This window comes from Kitasatospora papulosa (genome assembly GCF_000717245.1).
Taxonomy (GTDB): Bacteria; Actinomycetota; Actinomycetes; order Streptomycetales; family Streptomycetaceae; genus Streptomyces; species Streptomyces papulosus.
This window is the reverse complement of the sequence record NZ_JNYQ01000012.1, coordinates 36,007-52,937: the sequence shown is the minus strand read 5'-3', so window position 1 is coordinate 52,937 and position 16,931 is coordinate 36,007. Positions and strand designations below refer to the sequence as shown.

Annotated in this window: 17 protein-coding genes and 1 pseudogene; 9 read left to right on the top strand and 9 right to left on the bottom strand. The window is 72.3% G+C overall.

Annotated features, from left to right (window positions below):
• Positions 1 to 174: 174 nt before the first annotated feature.
• Complete coding sequence (locus IA22_RS0125885; RefSeq protein WP_030125000.1) at positions 175 to 846, bottom strand: 4'-phosphopantetheinyl transferase family protein; 672 nt, start codon at positions 844 to 846, stop codon at positions 175 to 177.
• A complete protein-coding gene (locus tag IA22_RS0125880) occupies positions 843 to 1,748 on the bottom strand; it encodes a metallophosphoesterase family protein (protein WP_014152473.1) in 906 nt (301 codons plus the stop codon). The genes IA22_RS0125885 and IA22_RS0125880 overlap by 4 nt, the downstream gene beginning before the upstream one ends.
• A gap of 152 nt (positions 1,749 to 1,900) precedes the next feature.
• On the opposite strand from IA22_RS0125880, the gene IA22_RS0125875 reads away from it, so the two are divergent.
• From IA22_RS0125875 to IA22_RS0125860, 4 genes and pseudogenes are all read left to right on the top strand, one after another.
• Positions 1,901 to 2,788: an SDR family oxidoreductase gene (locus IA22_RS0125875; protein WP_014152474.1), complete on the top strand. Its 888-nt coding sequence runs from the start codon at positions 1,901 to 1,903 to the stop codon at positions 2,786 to 2,788.
• 39 nt (positions 2,789 to 2,827) lie between these two features.
• Positions 2,828 to 3,221, top strand: a pseudogene (locus IA22_RS37680) (ornithine decarboxylase); the annotation flags it as partial.
• Positions 3,222 to 3,406: 185 nt separating this feature from the next.
• Positions 3,407 to 3,778: a VOC family protein gene (locus IA22_RS0125865; protein ID WP_014152476.1), complete on the top strand. Its 372-nt coding sequence runs from the start codon at positions 3,407 to 3,409 to the stop codon at positions 3,776 to 3,778.
• Positions 3,779 to 3,896: 118 nt separating this feature from the next.
• The gene (locus tag IA22_RS0125860) at positions 3,897 to 4,433 is read left to right on the top strand and encodes a cysteine hydrolase family protein (protein WP_014152477.1); all 537 of its coding nucleotides are present in this window, start codon (positions 3,897 to 3,899) and stop codon (positions 4,431 to 4,433) included.
• Positions 4,434 to 4,459: 26 nt separating this feature from the next.
• Here IA22_RS0125860 and IA22_RS0125855 read toward each other — a convergent pair whose 3' ends face one another.
• Positions 4,460 to 5,161, bottom strand: a complete 702-nt coding sequence (locus IA22_RS0125855; RefSeq protein ID WP_030124999.1) for a 2-phosphosulfolactate phosphatase — start codon at positions 5,159 to 5,161, stop codon at positions 4,460 to 4,462.
• Between the two features lie 146 nt (positions 5,162 to 5,307).
• Here IA22_RS0125855 and IA22_RS0125850 point away from each other — a divergent pair, with 146 nt between their 5' ends.
• Positions 5,308 to 5,916 carry a TetR/AcrR family transcriptional regulator gene (locus IA22_RS0125850; RefSeq protein ID WP_014152479.1) on the top strand — a complete coding sequence of 203 codons (609 nt, stop codon included), beginning with the start codon at positions 5,308 to 5,310 and terminating at the stop codon, positions 5,914 to 5,916.
• Positions 5,913 to 6,959, top strand: coding sequence for a DMT family transporter (locus IA22_RS34275; RefSeq protein WP_030124998.1), 1,047 nt, complete (start codon positions 5,913 to 5,915; stop codon positions 6,957 to 6,959). Before IA22_RS0125850 ends, IA22_RS34275 begins: the two co-directional genes overlap by 4 nt.
• Positions 6,960 to 6,976: 17 nt before the next feature.
• Here the strand turns inward: IA22_RS34275 and IA22_RS0125840 are convergent, their stop codons facing one another.
• From IA22_RS0125840 to IA22_RS0125820, 5 genes are all read right to left on the bottom strand, one after another.
• Positions 6,977 to 7,744, bottom strand: a complete 768-nt coding sequence (locus IA22_RS0125840; protein ID WP_030124997.1) for a sigma-70 family RNA polymerase sigma factor — start codon at positions 7,742 to 7,744, stop codon at positions 6,977 to 6,979.
• A gap of 217 nt (positions 7,745 to 7,961) precedes the next feature.
• Positions 7,962 to 8,726 carry a hypothetical protein gene (locus IA22_RS0125835; protein ID WP_245229602.1) on the bottom strand — a complete coding sequence of 255 codons (765 nt, stop codon included), beginning with the start codon at positions 8,724 to 8,726 and terminating at the stop codon, positions 7,962 to 7,964.
• A 181-nt stretch (positions 8,727 to 8,907) separates the two neighbouring features.
• Positions 8,908 to 9,441 carry a putative immunity protein gene (locus tag IA22_RS0125830; protein ID WP_030124996.1) on the bottom strand — a complete coding sequence of 178 codons (534 nt, stop codon included), beginning with the start codon at positions 9,439 to 9,441 and terminating at the stop codon, positions 8,908 to 8,910.
• A 133-nt stretch (positions 9,442 to 9,574) separates the two neighbouring features.
• Positions 9,575 to 10,987: a PepSY-associated TM helix domain-containing protein gene (locus tag IA22_RS0125825; protein ID WP_030124995.1), complete on the bottom strand. Its 1,413-nt coding sequence runs from the start codon at positions 10,985 to 10,987 to the stop codon at positions 9,575 to 9,577.
• A gap of 130 nt (positions 10,988 to 11,117) precedes the next feature.
• Positions 11,118 to 12,290: an epoxide hydrolase family protein gene (locus tag IA22_RS0125820; protein WP_015580027.1), complete on the bottom strand. Its 1,173-nt coding sequence runs from the start codon at positions 12,288 to 12,290 to the stop codon at positions 11,118 to 11,120.
• 138 nt (positions 12,291 to 12,428) lie between these two features.
• Here IA22_RS0125820 and IA22_RS0125815 point away from each other — a divergent pair, with 138 nt between their 5' ends.
• Together IA22_RS0125815 and IA22_RS0125810 are read left to right on the top strand one after the other, a co-directional pair.
• Positions 12,429 to 13,643, top strand: coding sequence for a phospholipase D-like domain-containing protein (locus tag IA22_RS0125815; RefSeq protein WP_030124994.1), 1,215 nt, complete (start codon positions 12,429 to 12,431; stop codon positions 13,641 to 13,643).
• A gap of 141 nt (positions 13,644 to 13,784) precedes the next feature.
• Positions 13,785 to 14,213 (top strand): hypothetical protein, encoded by a 429-nt coding sequence (locus tag IA22_RS0125810; RefSeq protein ID WP_015580025.1) that lies wholly within the window; start codon positions 13,785 to 13,787, stop codon positions 14,211 to 14,213.
• A gap of 77 nt (positions 14,214 to 14,290) precedes the next feature.
• Here IA22_RS0125810 and IA22_RS0125805 read toward each other — a convergent pair whose 3' ends face one another.
• Complete coding sequence (locus IA22_RS0125805) at positions 14,291 to 15,262, bottom strand: MerR family transcriptional regulator (protein WP_030124993.1); 972 nt, start codon at positions 15,260 to 15,262, stop codon at positions 14,291 to 14,293.
• 92 nt (positions 15,263 to 15,354) lie between these two features.
• Here IA22_RS0125805 and IA22_RS0125800 point away from each other — a divergent pair, with 92 nt between their 5' ends.
• Positions 15,355 to 16,872, top strand: coding sequence for an alpha/beta hydrolase (locus IA22_RS0125800; protein WP_030124992.1), 1,518 nt, complete (start codon positions 15,355 to 15,357; stop codon positions 16,870 to 16,872).
• Positions 16,873 to 16,931 lie beyond the last annotated feature (59 nt).

Here is a 16,931-nt window from a genome sequence, read left to right as displayed (position 1 = left end):
TGCGGGCGGTCCATACAGGCGTCGCACAGGCGCAGGTCAGGCGTAGGACAGACAGGCCGAGGACGCCCGCCACAGGCACGTCAACGGCGGCCGACGCGCACCTCCCCCGCCCGAACCGGCCGACGGCATCCGTTCACCGCGCCCCGTCGCGACGCCGGCGCGCCGCGGCTGCCGTCAGACGAATGGAGTCGCGGGAAGCACGATCGCGGTCACCGCGAAGCCGTCGTCGACGAGCCATCGGCCCTCGTACGCGCTCGGCATCCCGGGTGCGACCCGCAGGAGTTCCGCAGTGAAGGTGCCTTCCGTGGCGCTGTCGGGGCTCGAGCGGAAGACGATGTCCGCCTCGGAGAAGTCGAGTTCGATCCGGGTGAGCGGGAACCACGTCTTGAAGACGCTCTCCTTGGCGCTGAACAGAAGGCGGTCCCAGTGAACCGTCCCGCTGTCCGCGCCCAAGGGCCTCCTCGCCCGTTCCGAAGGCAGGGAGATCACCTCCCACACGTCGGGCGGAAGCGGCGCGTTCGGCTCCGCGTCGATACCGACCGCGCGCGCGTCGGACGTCCTGGCCAGTACCGCCGCCCGGTACCCCTCGCAGTGCGTCATGCTGCCGACGGTTCCCTCGGGCCACCGGGGCATGCCCCGATGCCCCGAGAGCACCGGCGCCGGAGGCAGTCCCAGGTCGGCCATGGCCTTTCTCGCACAGGCGCGTACGGCCGCGAATTCGTGTCGCCGGCGGTCCACGCTGGAGGCCACCTGCCGGACCTCCTCCGGGTACAGGCTTCCCTCCGGCGCATCCGTCTCGTGCGTGTCCGAGCAGGCGACGTACGCGGGAAGAAGACGTTCGATCACGAGCCCTCGCCCTTCGTGGCCGGGGGCTCCTGTCCCCCGTAAGGAAGGATCTGCCGGAGCAGTCCACGCGGATGGCCCCGCTTCCGCCACTCCCTGGGGTAGCCGATCGACACCTCCTCGAACCGTACGCCGTCGTGCCAGGTCGTACGGGGGATGTGGAGGTGTCCGTAGACGACCGCGGCGACGTTGAAGCGACGGTGCCAGTCGGCGGTGAGTTCCGTGCCGCACCACTGGGCGAACTCCGGGTACCACATCACCGACGTGGGTTCACGCAGGAGCGGCCAGTGCCCGGCGATCACGAGCGGCACGTCGGGGTCATGGGCGGCCAGCCGCTGTTCGGTGAGCGCCACCCGCGCCCGGCACCAGTCGTCCCGGGTCGCGTACGGGTCGGGGTGCAGCAGGTACTCGTCGGTGCACACGACACCCGCGTCGTGGGCACGCGCGAGGGACTCCTCCTTCGACGTCACGCCCGGAACCCTGAAGGAGTAGTCGTACAGGAGGAACACGGGGGCGACCGCAACCGGACCGTCGTCGCCCTGCCAGTGGGGGTAGGGGTCCTCGGGCGTCGTCACGCCGAGCTCCCGGCACACCTTGACGAGGTGCTCGTACCGCTCCTGGCCGCGGAGCCGTACGGGGTCCTTGTCCACCGTCCAGAGTTCGTGGTTCCCGGGGGTCCACACCACATGGGCGAACCGGCCTGCGAGCAGTTCCAGCGCGCGCTCGACCTCTTCGGCCTCCTCCGCCACGTCCCCCGCGACGATGAGCCAGTCCTCGTCGCCGGACGGGTGCAACCGGTCGGCGACGGGACGGTTGTCGGCGATGCCGACATGGAGATCGCTGACTGCGAGAAGCCTGCCACCGCCGTTCGACGTGTGCGGCGCGGGCCCGGCGGGTGAGCTCATTGTTCGAATTTAGCGTCTCCATGGTCCTTCTGGGGCCGCACTGCTCAACATGCCCGCAGTTCGTCCGCTCGCGATGATTGACCGACCGCGTCGAGGGAACGCGGCGACTCATGCACGACGCCCCAGACGACGACGGAGAAGGGAAGGCGACGATGCCCGACGCCGAGCGACCGCAGGACCCGACCCAGCTCCATCCGCGGCCCGAATTCCCCCAGCAGGAGCAGGAACATCCCGGCCGGACCGGCCCCATGGATCCGCCTCCGGACCATGGCGAGGACTCGTACCGGGGCCATGAGCTCCTGCTCGACCGCAAGGCGGTCGTCACCGGCGGGGATTCCGGCATCGGCCGCGCCGTCGCCCTCGCCTTCGCACGTGAGGGGGCGGACGTGCTGCTGACCTTCCTTCCCGAGGAGGAAAGCGAGGCGGAGGAGACCGCTCGGCTCGTCGAGCAGGCCGGGCGAAGGGCTGTTCCCGTCGAATGCGACATCCGCGAGGAAGGGGCGTGCCTGGCTCTCGTCGAGAGGGCGGTGTCGGAGTTCGGCCGGATCGACGTCCTGGTGAACAACGCCGCTTACCAGATGTCGCAGCCGGACGGCATCGCCGCCATCTCGACCGCGCAGTTCGACCGCGTGGTGCGTACGAACCTGTACGGCATGTTCTGGCTGTGCAAGGCCGCCCTTCCGCACATCCCGTCCGGCGGCTCCATCATCAACACCACCTCGGTGCAGGCGTACAAACCCAGCCCTCACCTCCTGGACTACGCCATGACGAAGGGAGCCATCGTCACCTTCACCCAGGGCCTGGCACAGATGCTGGCGTCGGACGGAATCCGCGTCAACGCCGTCGCGCCCGGGCCCGTCTGGACGCCTCTCATCCCCGCGACGATGCCCGACACCACGGAGTTCGGAAAGCAGAGCCCCCTGGGAAGGCCCGCGCAGCCGGCCGAGATGGCACCGGCCTACGTCTTCCTCGCCTCGTCGAACGCGTCCTTCATCACCGGGGAGATCATGAACGCGACAGGCGGGACGCCGCTTCCCTGACTCTGATTCACCCGTCGGACCCGAGGGAAGGCGCCGTACATGCGCGCAGATCACCGCGAAGCCCCTGTTCTCGACGCACTGGCAGCCTACAAGGGGAAGGGAGAACTGGCGTTCACCCCGCCCGGCCACAAACGGGCGCGTGGAGCCGATCCGGCGGTACGCGCCGTCCTGGGCGACGCCGTGTTCTTCGGGGACCTGCTCGCCATCGGCGGGCTGGACGACCGCCGTCAGACCTCCGGTGTGCTCCGGCGGGCGGAGGCACTGATGGCCGAAGTGGGACACCGAGCGTCATCTGGCCCATCCCCCGTCCGCCGAAGCGTACGAAAGGGCCTTCGACCAGCACCCGGACGCCTGCGGGGCCCTGGTCACCAGCCCCACCCCGTACAGTTCCGCGGCGGACCTGTGTGCCATCGCCGAGGTGTGCCACCGGCGTTGCGGTACCTGCGTACGGGAGTCGCCGCCGGCATGAACGTGCCCGACGCGGCCGATCCCACTCTGCGGACGGTGCGCGTCTGCAAGGAGGGCGAGGGCACGGAGGCGTGAACGCCGACGGAACACACGGATGCGCGCGGCGAGGAGACACGCGGATGTCCGCCGCACACGACGAAAGGAACGGACATGCCCGTCGCCACCTACGGTCTCGTCGCTCTCGACTGCCCCGACCCGAGGTCCCTGGCCGAGTTCTACCGGGGCGTCCTGGGCGGTGAGGTCAGGAACGACTACCCGGACTGGTACGACCTCTACGCTCCGGGAGGTGCGCGCATCGCCTTCCAGAAGGCACCGGACCACCGGCCGCCGGAGTGGCCGCGCGGCGATCGCAACTCCCAGCAGGAGCACCTGGACCTCGACGTGACGGACATCGAGCGTGCGCAGCAGGAGGTGCTGACGCTGGGCGCCACGCCGCTGGATCTCGACGACCGGGGCGGGGAGCGCCCGTTCCGCGTGTACGCCGATCCGGCGGGACATCCGTTCTGCCTCTGCTGGCACTGATCGCCCGTCACCGGGTGGGCGGGCGGCCGGTGCCGACCGCCGCCCTTTCCCTCGCCGCGGGCCGACGCGCCGTGTCGCCTGCTCGCCTGGCACCGCGGCACGACCAGAATGGACGACCATGAGCCGAAGCGCCCTCGTCGTCATCGACATGCTCAACACGTACAGCCACCCGGATGCCGAGATCCTCATCCCGTCGGTGCGCGAGGCTCTGCCCCACATCGTCGGGCTGATCGAACGGGCCCGGGCCGACGGGGTACCGGTGATCTATGCGAACGACAACTTCGGCGAGTGGCGCTCCCACCACGGCGAGATCATCGAGGCGACCCTCGCCGGTCCTCACAGGGACTTGGTGGAGCCCCTGCTTCCGGACGGCGATTCGTTGTTCGTCGTGAAGGCCAGGCATTCGATCTTCTACGAGACGCCCCTGACCTACCTGCTGTCGCAGCTCGACGTGAGCCGCGTGGTGCTCTGCGGTCAGGTCACCGAGCAGTGCGTCCTGTACTCGGCTCTCGATGCGCACATCCGCCACCTCGCGGTGACCGTTGCGGACGACGCGGTCGCCCATATCCACCAGGACCTGGCCCGGGCGGCCCTCCGGATGATGGAGCGCAACATGGACGCGTCGATCCGCAAGGCGTCGGCGGTCGACTTCTGAGCCGGTGCACCGCTCCGGAACGGCGCTCAGACCGCGCCCTCGTCCGGCGGCCGCGGAACGGTGCACGGGCGCAGGACCATGTGCGAGTCCTCGGAGGCCGCCACCATGGCGAACGGGAAGCGGTCGAGCTCCAGGCAGAGTGCGACATCGTCAGGATGGACTCCCTGACGTACGCCCTCCGCCAGTTCGGCCGCGGCCCGTGACCCGGCGGCACGGCGGAGGAACTCGGCCGCGTCCCTCCCTTCCCCGGCGGCCCGGCGAGCGATGTACTGGGCGCAGGCCAGGTCTTCGTCGGCCTGCCCGTCCTCGCCGGTGACCACGAACGTGACCTCGTCGCACTCGCGTGCCCGCAGCACCCGGGCCGTCGCCTCCGCCACCACGAAGCCGGCGCACAGCACCAGCGAGGCGTCCTCGACCGCCAGGGCGCCGACCGTCCCGGCCGTGGTCTTCTGCACGACGGTGCGTCCGCCGAGGTCGACGGACCGCAGCAGGCCCGGCGAATTGACCAGGTCGAACCCGGGTGCGGACGCGCCGTCCTTGAGCGCCAGCCGGTCGGGGTGGCGCGCCTTGAGGGCCAGAGCCTCGTCCAGCGACCCCGCGAGAACGATCTTTTCCGCTCCCCGGGCGAAGGCCCAGGCTGCCACGGTGAAGGCTCGCATGACGTCGACGACGACCGCCACGGACGGAGTCTCGGCCAACTCGGCGATGCCGACGAAACGGGAGTCCATGCGGGTCATGGTCGGCCATGCCCGGCCCGGAGCGGCCGGAGAGTGACCCGCATCACGTCGAGGCGGCCGGGCACCCCCGGAACCGGTCGGGACCCGCAGCCCTCCTAAATATGTAGACTGACCTACCCAATCAAGGAGCGCGTGAGATGACCGGGCCCGTCCAGGCAGCACCACAGCCCAGGAAGCGGCAAGGCGCCGCACGCCGGAAGCTGCTCGACGCGGCCGCGCGCCGCTTCTACGCGGACGGCGTGTCGGCCACCGGCATCGACACGATCACCGCCGAGGCGGGCGTCGCGAAGATGAGCCTGTACAACAACTTCTCCTCCAAGGCCGATCTGGTGCTCGCCTACCTGGACGCACGGCACGAGGAGTGGCTGGACCTGTACAGGTGCCGGATGGAGAGCGCCCGGGACGGCCGCGACGGCGTACTGGCGGTCTTCGACGCCTACGCCGACCACGCGCGGTTCGCGTACGAGCGCGGCTTCCGCGGCTGCGGCCTGCTCAACGCCGCCGCCGAGCTGCCGGCCGGTGACGAGGGCCGGGCTGTGGTGCGTCGTCACAAGGAGCACGTCGAGGCGCTGCTCTCCGCACACGTGGCGCAGCTGCTGGCCGGCCGACCCGAGGAGGTGGGCCCCGTGGCGGAGCACCTGTCGTTCCTCCTCGAAGGGGCCATGGCACGGGCCGGTCTGGAGGGCTCGGCAGCCCGTGTGGAGCACGCGCGGACGATGGCCTCGGATCTCCTGGAGCGTCTGTGACCGGGACCGCCGGACGCGGGGCCGCGCCTGTGGGTGCGGCGTCGGCGTGCGTGCTGCTCGCCTCGGTGCTGTGGGGCACCACGGGTACCGCCGCGGCGCTCGCACCGGACGTGGGCCCGCTGGCGATCGGAGCCGTCGCCATGGGGCTGGGCGGACTGCTCCAAGCCGTCGTCGCCGCTCCCCGAATCCGGCGTGAGGCACCCCTGTTGCGCGCTGAGCGCGGTGTGGTGCTGCTCGGCGCCCTGGCCGTGGCGGCCTATCCGCCGGCCTTCTACAGCAGCATGCACCTGGCCGGGGTCGCCACCGGCACCGTGGTGTCGATCGGCTCCGCCCCCCTCGCCTCCGCGCTGATCGAGCGGGTCGTCGACGGCCGTCGCCTCACCCGCCGCTGGATCACGGGTGCGGTGCTCGGACTGTCCGGGACGGTGCTGCTGTGCGCGGCCGAGGCGACTGCCGGAGCGTCTTCCGGGCCCGGCGCACGCTCCGCCGGTTCGACCGTGCTCGGCGTGGTTCTCGGTCTGACGGCAGGGCTCACCTACGCCGTCTACTCCTGGGCGGCCCACCGCCTGATCGGACGCGGCCTCACCTCCGGGGCGGCCATGGGCACCGTCTTCGGGATCGGCGGACTGCTGCTCGTACCGGTGCTGGCGGCCACGGGCGCGCCACTGCTGGACTCCTGGTCCGCTGCCGCCGTCGGCGCCTACATGGCGCTGGTCCCCATGTTCCTCGGTTACGTCCTGTTCGGCTGGGGTCTCGCCCGCGTACGGGCCAGCACCGCCACCACCCTGACCCTTCTGGAGCCCGCCGTCGCGGCCGTGCTGGCTGTCCTGGTCGTCGGTGAACGCCTCCGCCCCGCCGGCTGGGCCGGTGTCGCTCTGATCGTCTGCTGCCTCGGCGTGCTCACCGTGCCGTTCCCCGGCGTGGCCGGTCGCCGGGCCGCGACGACCCCTCCGCGCCCTCTCCCGGCTTTGGAGGAGGATGCGGACGTGCCCGTGCCCCACCGCGCTCCGGCCGGGGAACACGTGCGCGCGGAAGGGCACTGAGACCGTGATCGCGCGCATCACCCCGGTATCTCGAGCATGTCCGGGGCCGGGCGCTGCTCCGGCTGCGACGAGATACGCGCGACGGGGAGCGGCCGCACCGGCCGCTGCGTGCCGGTCGATGCCGGGTCGGATGTCAGGTCATCGGGCGTGGGTGGGCCGTCCGTGAGGAGTTCGATCAGCGTGATGCGCGCTCGAGCGACGCGCGAGCGCACCGTCCCCACAGGGCAGCCGATGACCGTGGCGGCCTCCTTGTAGGGGATGCCGAGGAGTTGGGTGAGGACGAACGCCTCACGCCGGTCGGCCTGGATCGACGACAGCAGCTCGGCGAGGGCGACGCCTTCGTCGAAGCCGGGAGTGCCGCACGGCTGGGCCTGCTCCGCCGCCCTCTGCCAGTCGTCACGGTCCGCGAGTCTGGGCCTGGCGGCGGCACGGCGGAAGCTGTCCGCGACGGTTCGGCGGGCGATGGAGAGCAGCCATGTGCGGGCGGACGAGCGGCCCTCGAACCCGGGCAGGCCGGTGAGCGCCCGGAGGAAGACGTCCTGGGTCAGGTCGTCGGCAGCCTGGGTCTCCCCGCTGAGGTGGGCGACGTAGCGCCAGACGTCGCTGTGCAGCGCGCGTACGAAACGGTCCGCCTTGACGGGGTCCCCGTCCCGGGCCGCGAGAGCCAGCCGTGTCGCCGCCGCGTCGGAGGCGGCCGTGTACCGGGTCGCCGTCGCGTCGGACGCGCGGGTGGGCTGTGTCGGAGCCGGCGTTCCGCCGGCAGACGGGTCCTGGACATGAGTCATCGCCACAAGGTCCTTACAGACGCGTGATGTCCGGCGACGCCCGAGGCGTGCCGGTGAAGGGGGACGGCCTGCCCTCGGGCAGCACCGATGCCCGAGGCGCGGCTCGGTGCTCCACGCGCGCTCGGGGAAGCCCACTGCCGCCGGGCCCGTCCGCCCGGACAGGGCCGGACGGGACAGGGACGCCGTGCAGGGTCAGGCACGGCTCCGCACGGAAGGCCTAGGCGACAGCCGTTCCTCTCGGCGGACCCCGCGAGGTGATGCTGTGGACCAGCAGAAGCCGCGTGAGCGACTGCGGTGTACGCCGCCACCGGACGCGGGGGCTTGGACGCTCCGGGGGCGCGGCAAGACGGAGAAGGAGGTGGAGCGGCGTCCGGAGGCGCCAGGCGAGGGCACGCAGTACCCGGAAGAGGGCCCGTTCCCCGTACGCGAGCCACAGGCCGCACAGCACGGCGGCCAGCAGGTGCGCCCCGAGCATCCCGGTCGGCGCCGCGGCGACCACGCCCTGCCCTCCGTGCGCCGCCTGCACCGTCCCGGCGGCGTCGGTGGGCATGCCGTGCATCGCGTGGAGGCCGTGCCCGGCCGGACCGGCGGCAGGGGCGAAGGTCCCGGGAGGCGGACGGGAGATGACGCTCCCCAGCCCGGCGTCCGTGACGACCGCGACCGCGTCCCGCTCGGAGAGCACGGTGGCGCCGTCCCCGCACAGCAGTCTCTCGGCCCACTGGCGGGCGAACGTTTGCGTGGGCAGCGGAGGCGGCTGGGCCGACAAGGACTGGGCGAAGGCGAATCCCTGGTGGAGAGCCGTCTGTGCCGCCACGGCGGCCGCGGTGACGGCGAGCAGTCCCCTCTCACGGCCGGCGAGGGCCCAGGCGGCCGCGGCCGTGCCTCCGAGCGCTGCGAAGATCACCGGCCCGGACACCGGTGTGCCCGACATGAGGACGTGCCCCGTCGCCGCGAGCGGCACGCAGACGGTTGCGAACAACACGGCCCGCACGGCGCGGGAGTACCGGCCCGGCTTCATCGCGGCACCGTCCTTCCGCCCGTGTCCGGACCCGCGCAGCCGGGTGCGCGTGCTCCGCGGCCCGGCGAGGGACGGAGGTCGGACGTCGCCCGCGGTACCGCACGGAGACACTCTCCACCGCGTCCCCGCCGCACCTGATCAGGCCTCAGTCACGGAGCAGGGCGTCGAGTTCACGGATGAGCTCTCCCACACGTCCGCCCCCGGAGGGTGCGCCGGGCAGGCGGCCGAGGACGGCGGTGACGGCCGCCGGCGCGTCCCGGCGGGCCCGGTCGAGGCTCTCCGCCACGCCGGGCCGGCCCTCCGTGGCTGCCAGCTCCCGCGCCCGCAGCGCGTGGGCCGCCGCTCCGAGGACATGCTTCACCTGATGGGCACTCGCCTTGGGATGCAGGAACGCGGCGGCGGCCGCATGGCTGGCCGAGCGTGCCGCATCGGCCGCGCCGGGTGACTCGGCGCCTGCCGCGGCTTTGTACGCCGCCCACGCGCTCTGCCGCAAGCGGTTCGTACGGGGCCCGCCCTCGGCGAAGGTCCGCGCCGCGTCGACCGCGTCGCGGGGTCGGGTGTCGGCGGGAAGGCCGCCCTCGTAGATCGGCAGCACCGTGCGCGCGCAGTCGGCCGCATAGCCCGCGATCTCCCGAAGTTCGTCGTCGCTCAGCTCGATCCTGTCCGAGTCGGTAGGCACAGCTCCATCCTGTCGTACGCCGCCTCCGCCGGGAAGCCGCGGGCCGCCCGCACCTGTGAACAACCCGCCGTCTCCACGTGTGTCACGGGCCGGCACGGGCAGGCCCGCATCCGGAGCGGGTCCGGTCCGCCGGTCAGTCGGCGGTGGCGTAGCTGCGCCTGCCACGCCGGTAGGCGTACTCACCGAGCACGATGTCCAGGGCGAGGAACGCCACCAGCGGGATGCCGAGCAGCGGTACGAAGTACCCCAGGACCGCCACGGCCGCCATCAGCGGCACGAGCACCTGGGGCGGGACCTTCTGCCACGCGCCCCGCGGCAGCGGACGGCCGAAGGCGGAGCCCCGTCCGCGCTGCCACCACATCCGGTAGCCCAGGACGATCAACAGGATCAGACCGGAACAGAGGGCGACGAGCGCCAGCTGGTTGAGCAGCCCGAACAGGACGCCGGTGTGCGCGTCGATGCCCCAGCGGGTCAGTTTGGCGAGAACCGGGTAGTCGGCGAAGCGCACCACGTCGGTGACCTCGCCGGTCGCCGGGTCGATGGCGACCGCGTCCTGCTTCTCGGGCCAGCTCCGCTGGATCTGGCGCACGACGTACCCGGAGGAGTCGGCAGGAGGAACGATCTCCACCGGGTTCGAGAGACGCTCGGCCCGAGCCGTGCTCAGAGCGGCGTCGAGTCCGATGTCCTCGCCCGGCGCCCCCGCGGGGGCGCCCGCCCCCATGTGCTCGGCGTGTTCGCCGCCGGACGACGAGCCCGAGTCGAGGACCGGGGTGGTCTGGCCGACGGCTTCGCGCAGCTCCGTGACGTTCTGTCCCGCGTACGTCGACCAAGTGAGGCCCGTCGCCGACACGACGAAGAGACCGGCCGCCGCCCACACGCCGACCGTTCCGTGCAGCGAGAGGGTGCGGCGACGGCCTGTCGCCCCGCGGATCCTCCGTCGTGCCCGACGCCGACCGAACCACAGCACCACCCCGCCGCCGGCTGTCACCCAGAGCCAGCTGGCGGCGAGTTCGCTGTAGAGACGGCCCGGCTGACCGAGGTGCAGATCGCGATGGAGTTCGTCGATCCAGGTGCGCAGGGGGAGCGCTCCGGTGGATCCGTACTGCTCCAGCGCTCCGGTCACCTCGCCTGTGTACGGGTCCACGAACACGGCGAGCGTGTGGTCGGGGTCCACCCCCGGAACTCCGGACAGGAGGACCCGTGTGGTCGCGCCGTCCTCCGACGAGGGCCGGACCGCGGCGACCTCTCCTTCGGGATGCGCCTTCCGGGCCGCGGTCACCTGTCGCGAGACCGGCAGCTCGCTCCCGCCGACGGGCACCCGTAGCTCCTCGGCGTACACGATCTTCTCCACCTGGTACGAGGCCGCGTACAGGAGGCCCGTGGTGGCGGCGACCAGCAGGAACGGTGCGATGAGCACTCCGGCGTAGAAGTGCAGTCTCCGCACGAGCGGCCGGAGCGGCGCCCATACGGAACGCGTCCCCGGCGGATCGGGCCTCCCGCCCTCCTGCGGGTCACCGGGGGTGCGGACGGCCGGCTCGACGGACATGAATGGTCTCCTCTACGCGCGGGACGGGCGGACCCGTGGTCAGCCGGTCGAGTAGTCGGAGAGGAGGGCGTGCGAGTTCCCGGCGCGCGATGTGATGTGGGCCACGCGCACCGGTGCGGACGGCCGGGTCTCAGCCCGCCGCCGCGCGGTAGGGGCGGAAGAAGGCGCGGATCTCCTCCGCGTAGAGCTCGGGCTCCTCGAACGCGGCGAAGTGCCCGCCACGCGCCGGCTCGGTCAGACGCACCATGTTCGTGGTGCGCTCCAGCCACTGCCTCGGCGGGCGGACGACGTCGCCGGAGAAGAGCGAGAAGCCGGACGGCACCTCGACCCGCCGGGCGTGCTGTGCGGGCGGGATCGCGGCGTTCGCCCGGTACATCCGCATGGACGAGCCGATCGTCTCCGTCACCCAGTAGAGCGTGACGTTCGTCAGGATCTCGTCCTTGGTGAAGCTCCGCTCGATGTCACCGCCGCAGGCGCTCCAGCTCCGGAGCTTCTCGACGATCCATGCCGCCAGGCCGGCGGGTGAGTCGCTGAGTCCGAAGGCGGCGGTCTGCGGCTTCGTGCGGTGGATCGCGGCGTAGGCGCCCTCGCTCGCGCCCCAGGCCGTCGTGCCGTCGATCCAGGACCGCTCCTCCGGCGAGAGCTCCGCCGGGTCACCGGTGAAGACGGGCAGCCCGCCGTCGGTGCGATGGACGGCGACGACCCGGTCGGGGTGGTCGAGGCCGAGGTAGCGGCTGACGTGGCTGCCGACGTCCCCGCCCGCCGCGCCGAACTTCTCGTAGCCGAGGACGGTCATGAGTTCGGCCCACAGACCCGCGACGTCGATGGAGTCGAGGGGCCGGCCGGTGGGCCGGTCGGAGTACCCGAAGCCCGGCATGTCGGGCACGACCACGTCGAACGCGTCCGCGGGATCGCCACCGTGCGCGCCGGGGTCGGTGAGGAGCGGGACGACCTTGGAGTAGCGCCAGAACGAGTCCGGCCATCCGTGGCTGAGGACCAGCGGCAGGACCGGCCCGACGGGGTCCACGGCGCGGGCGTGCACGAAATGGATCCCGAGGCCGCCCACCGGGACCCTGAAGCGCGGGAGCCGGGCGAGGGCCGCCTCCTGCGCCGGCCAGTCGAAGCTCTCCGCCCAGTGGTCCACGAGCTCCCGGAGGTAGTCCAGGTCCGCCCCGAGGGACCACCCGGCGTCCTCAGGCGCGTCCGGCCAGCGCGTCGCGCGCAGGCGCGTGCGCAGGTCTTCGAGCACCGCGGGGGCGGCCTGCTGGATGAACGGCTCAGGGCGGGGCAGAGGATCCGGCATGGACGCATCCTAGGGTCGCGCCCCGCTGCGGATCACCCGTTCCCACGGCTTTCGGCCGGGCGAGCGGGCCCGGGAGGGTGCGACACCCCCAGGAGTACAGTCGCCCTGCCCCGTTGCCGTCATTACACAAGGTGAGAGATGTCCAGTCACATAGACCAGCAGATCGAACATTCCAGACCTGACGATGCCTCTCTGTACGCGGATCGCGCGCAGCGGCTGCGCCGGAGGCTGGAACGCCTCATCGGCATCGCCGCGACCGAGGGCAACAAGCTCGTCCCCCTCCGTAACGGGGACCAGATCTTCTCCTCGATGCTGGAATCCATCCGTGCCGCCGAACACACCGTCGACATGATGACGTTCGTGTACTGGCGGGGGGAGATCGCCTGCGACTTCGCCGAGGCGCTCTCGGAGCGTGCGCGGGCCGGTGTGCGCGTCCGGCTGCTGCTGGACGGGTTCGGGTCCCGGCTCATCGAGAAGGACCAGCTGGCGATGATGGAGGAGGCGGGGGTGGAGGTGGCCTGGTTCCGCAAGCCGCTGTATCTGTCGCCGCTCAAGCAGAACCACCGCTGCCACCGCAAGGTCCTCATCACGGATGAGGAGACGGCCTTCACCGGCGGGGTCGGGATAGCCGAGGAGTGGTGCGGCGACGCCCGCGACGAAACCGAGTGGCGGGACACCCACGTGCGGGTGCAGGGCCCGGCGGTGGACGGTCTGGCCGCCGCCTTCGCGCAGAACTGGGCCGAGTGCCACGACGAGCTGTTCACCGACCGTGACAGGTTCGTCGACGCCACGCAGCACGGCGACGCCGTCGTCCAGGTGGTGCGTGGATCGGCCGGATTCGGCTGGCAGGACATGCAGACGCTGCTCCGCGTCGTCCTCGAGTCCGCCGAGGAGCGGATCCGGCTCACCACGGCGTACTTCGCGCCCGACGCGTACTTCGTCGAGCTGCTGTGCGCCGCCGCCCGCCGGGGCGTGTCCGTGGAGATCCTCCTCCCCGGGCCGTACACGGACAAGCGGGTGTGCCAGCTGGCGGGCCAGAACTTCTACGAGGACCTCACCGCCTGCGGCGTGAAGATCTACCAGTACCAGCCGACCATGCTGCACACCAAGGTGCTGACGGTGGACGGTGTCGCCTCGCTGATCGGTTCGACCAACTTCAACCGCCGTTCGCTGGAGCACGACGAGGAAGTGATGCTGGCGGTGCTGGACCGGGACTTCACCGCCACGCTGGACGGTCACTTCGAGGAGGACGTGAAGAAGAGCACACTGATCGACGGGGCCCGCTGGAAGCGCCGCTCCCCCGTGCAGAGGCTGCGCGAGGTGGCGGTCCTGCCGATCCGCCGCTTCCTGTGACGGTCGGACGCCGGTACGCGACCACGAGAAGTGGTCGCGTACCCGTGCCGCCCCCGGTCGGCCGGTACACGGATGTGTGACGGCCGCCGACCGGGGCATACGGGCTGTCACCTGCCGCTTGTCAGGTGAAGGGAGCGGTCCATGAGTGAGAGCGTCGAGACACGGCTGGAAGCGACACCGGTGGTGACGGAGCCGGTGCCCGATCTGCAGTTGCAGCTGCTGATCCAGCTGCTGGACAGGGAGCAGCGCTCCAGTCTGCCGATCACCCTCGCCCTGGCCGGTGGCGTACTCCACGGAGACGTGATCGGTCACGAGGCGTGGAAGGCGGACTGGGCACGGAGCCTCCGCCAGGTCGAGGGCGAGGGCGCGAACCTGATCGCCGAGTTCCCCGAGACGGTGGACCAGGGCATCAGGGAGCTGGGTGGCGGGGACGTGTCGTCGCAGCTGCCGCGGTGGATCCACCTCAGGGACGCCACGCTGATGTCCGGAGGCGCGGGGTCGCTGCGGCTGCCCCTGTGGCGCGGCCGTCTGGCCGATGTGTCGGGGTGGGCGCTCGGCCGGCCGCAGTGACGGGACGGCGCCGGCAGGCGGACGGGACGGCACGTGGTACCTGTCCCTCGCCGCCCGAGGGCGGGCCGGCGTGCCGGTCACGGGGCGTGCCGGACGGGCGGCTCCTTCGCCAGCTGGGCGTCGAGCGCGGCGAGAAGCCAGTCGTGCGCCGATCCGGGCGTCGGCTCGGGCCGCCCCGACGGGCGGCCGACCAGCTCCGACGTGAGCTCCCAGTAGCGGTCGATGCGCGGATCGGCGGCCAGTCGGAGGGCGAGCCCCGACCTGAACGCACCGGTGTCCGCGGTCCGGTGGACGCTCGCGTAGGCGTCGACGAATCCGTCGAGCGCGTCCCCCGCGTACGGCTCCCTCCCCCGCCGCATCTCGGCACCGGCCAGGTCGTACGCCTCGGCCAGGCCCGCGTACAGCACGGCTGACTCCCGCGCCCCGGCGGCCTCGTGGGCGTGGGGCTGGGTCACCTCGTTCCCCTCACAGGGACGCGACACCAGGGCGCACAGTCCGGCGAAGGCGATCACCTGGACCGGCTCGGGGTCCTCGGGCGGCTGCGGGACGGCGGCTTCGAGGAAGGCCGTGACAGCGCGGGCCGGCATCCGCGCCGGAAGCCACGCGCGCCAGAACCGGGCCAGGGGCGCGGTGTCCGGCGGCGTGGTCAGCGCGCCGATCAGGGCCAGCCGTCCGGGGCGCTCGGCCGTCGGGCACTCCTGGACGGAGCGGAGGGCGGCCTCCCTCCACCGCATGGCCGTCAGCTGGGAACCGAGGACACGCAACTGCCCCGCGACGGCGTCCTCCAGGGCGCCGCCCGCCCGGCCCGCCGTGTCCCCCTCGTCGAGGATGCGGCGCACGGTGGGGACGGGCAGGTCCAGGGTGCGCAGGGAGCGGATCATCCGCAGCCGCTCGAGCGAGTCGGGACCGTACCTGCGGTGGCCGCCGGCGCTGCGGGACGCTTCGGGCAGCAGGCCGTTGTCGGAGTAGAAGCGCACCGTCTTGACGCTGACACGCGCCCGCTCGGCGAGCTCGCCGATGCCGCACAGTCCGTCGTCCGACGAGAACACTTGAACCTCCCTCAGGGGGAGTTCCTACGGTACCCGGGCGAGGGGCCCGGTCATCGGGTCCCTCCGGACGACGACGTACCGAGGAGACGACCATGACCGTGTTCATCCTGGTGTCCGGTGTGTTCACCGGCCCTCACGTGTGGGACGACACGGCCTCGCGGCTGACCGCGGCGGGTGCCGAGGTCCGTGCGGTGGCCCTGTCGGGGCTCGGTGGCGGACACCCGGCCGACGGTGGGGACATCGATCTGGAGACGCACATCGCGGACGTCCTCAGGGTGGTCGACCGGACCGTGGGGCCGGACGGCCGGGAGGTCGTGCTGGTGGGCCACGACTACGGCATCCATCCGGTGCTGGGTGCCGCGGACCGGCGCGCCGGGTCGGTCGCACGGGTCGTGTACCTGGATTCGGGGCTGCCCCAGGACGGTGCCCCGGCCTTGGCGGCGGTGGCCGACCAGGGCCTGCGCGAGGAGGTGCTGCGACTGGCCGGCGGCGGGGCGCACGGCGCGGGAGCGGCGCTGCCGCCTCCTGCGAGGGACGCGTGGCACCGCTGGGGCAGCACCGCCGGGATCCCCGACGCGGCGCTCGACCGGCTCACCGCCCTCGCCTCGCCCCAGCCGCTGGGCACGCTGCTCCGGCCGCTGGAGCTGACCGGCGCGGCAGCCTCGGTGCCGATGGCCGGAGTGCTGTGCACCGGCGGCGGAGCGAGCATCGCGATGGTCCAGGCCCGGGTGGACTTCGGCGAACCGGCCCTTCAGGCGCTGACCGACCCCCGGGTGACCTTCTTCGAACTACCCACGGGCCACTGGCCGATGCTGTCCGACCCGGACGCGCTGGCCGTCACGCTGCTCAGGGCGGCCGCCGGGGAGGGGCACCGGCTGACTCCGGCGGGCGCGGTACAGCCGGAACCGTTCCTGCTCGACGTGCCCGAACTGCCCCGCGAGCGCACCGGCACCATCGACCTGTATCTGCCGCCTTCCGCCGGGGGCCCCCGCCCCGCTCTGCTCTTCGTGCACGGCGGCCCGGTGCCCCCCGACGCCCGCCCGACCCCGCGGGACTGGCCGGTGCTGACCGGGTACGCGCGCTACGCCGCCGACCACGGGGTGGTGGGTGTGACCCTCGACCACCGGCTGCACGCCGTCACCGACTACGCGGTGGCCGCCGACGACGTGGCGGACGCGGTGGAGAGGGTCAGGGCCGATCCGAGGGTGGACGCGGACCGGGTCGCCCTCTGGTTCTTCTCGGGCGCCGGCCCGCTCACCGCGGACTGGCTGGGAAAGCCCCCGCCGTGGCTGCGCTGCCTGGCGGCCGACTACCCGGTCATGGCGCCCCTGCCGAGCTGGGGGCGGCTCGCCGACCGCTTCCACCCGGTGGACGCGGTCGCTCGCGCGGACTCCCTGCCCCTGGTCCTGGTCCGGGCCGGGCTGGAGTCCGACGGGATCGCTGCCACCGTGGAGCGGTTCCTGGGCGCTGCCCGCGCGTGCGGGGCCGCCGTCGAGGTGATCGACGTGCCGAACGGCCATCACTCCTTCGAGACGGTCGACCGGACGGACGAGTCACGTGAGGCCGTTCGTCGCGCGATGGGCGCGGTGCTGCGTCATCTGACGGCCTGACCGGCCGGCCCGGCACGTCCGGCGGCCGGTCGCGTCCGGCAGACGGGTCACACGATGGT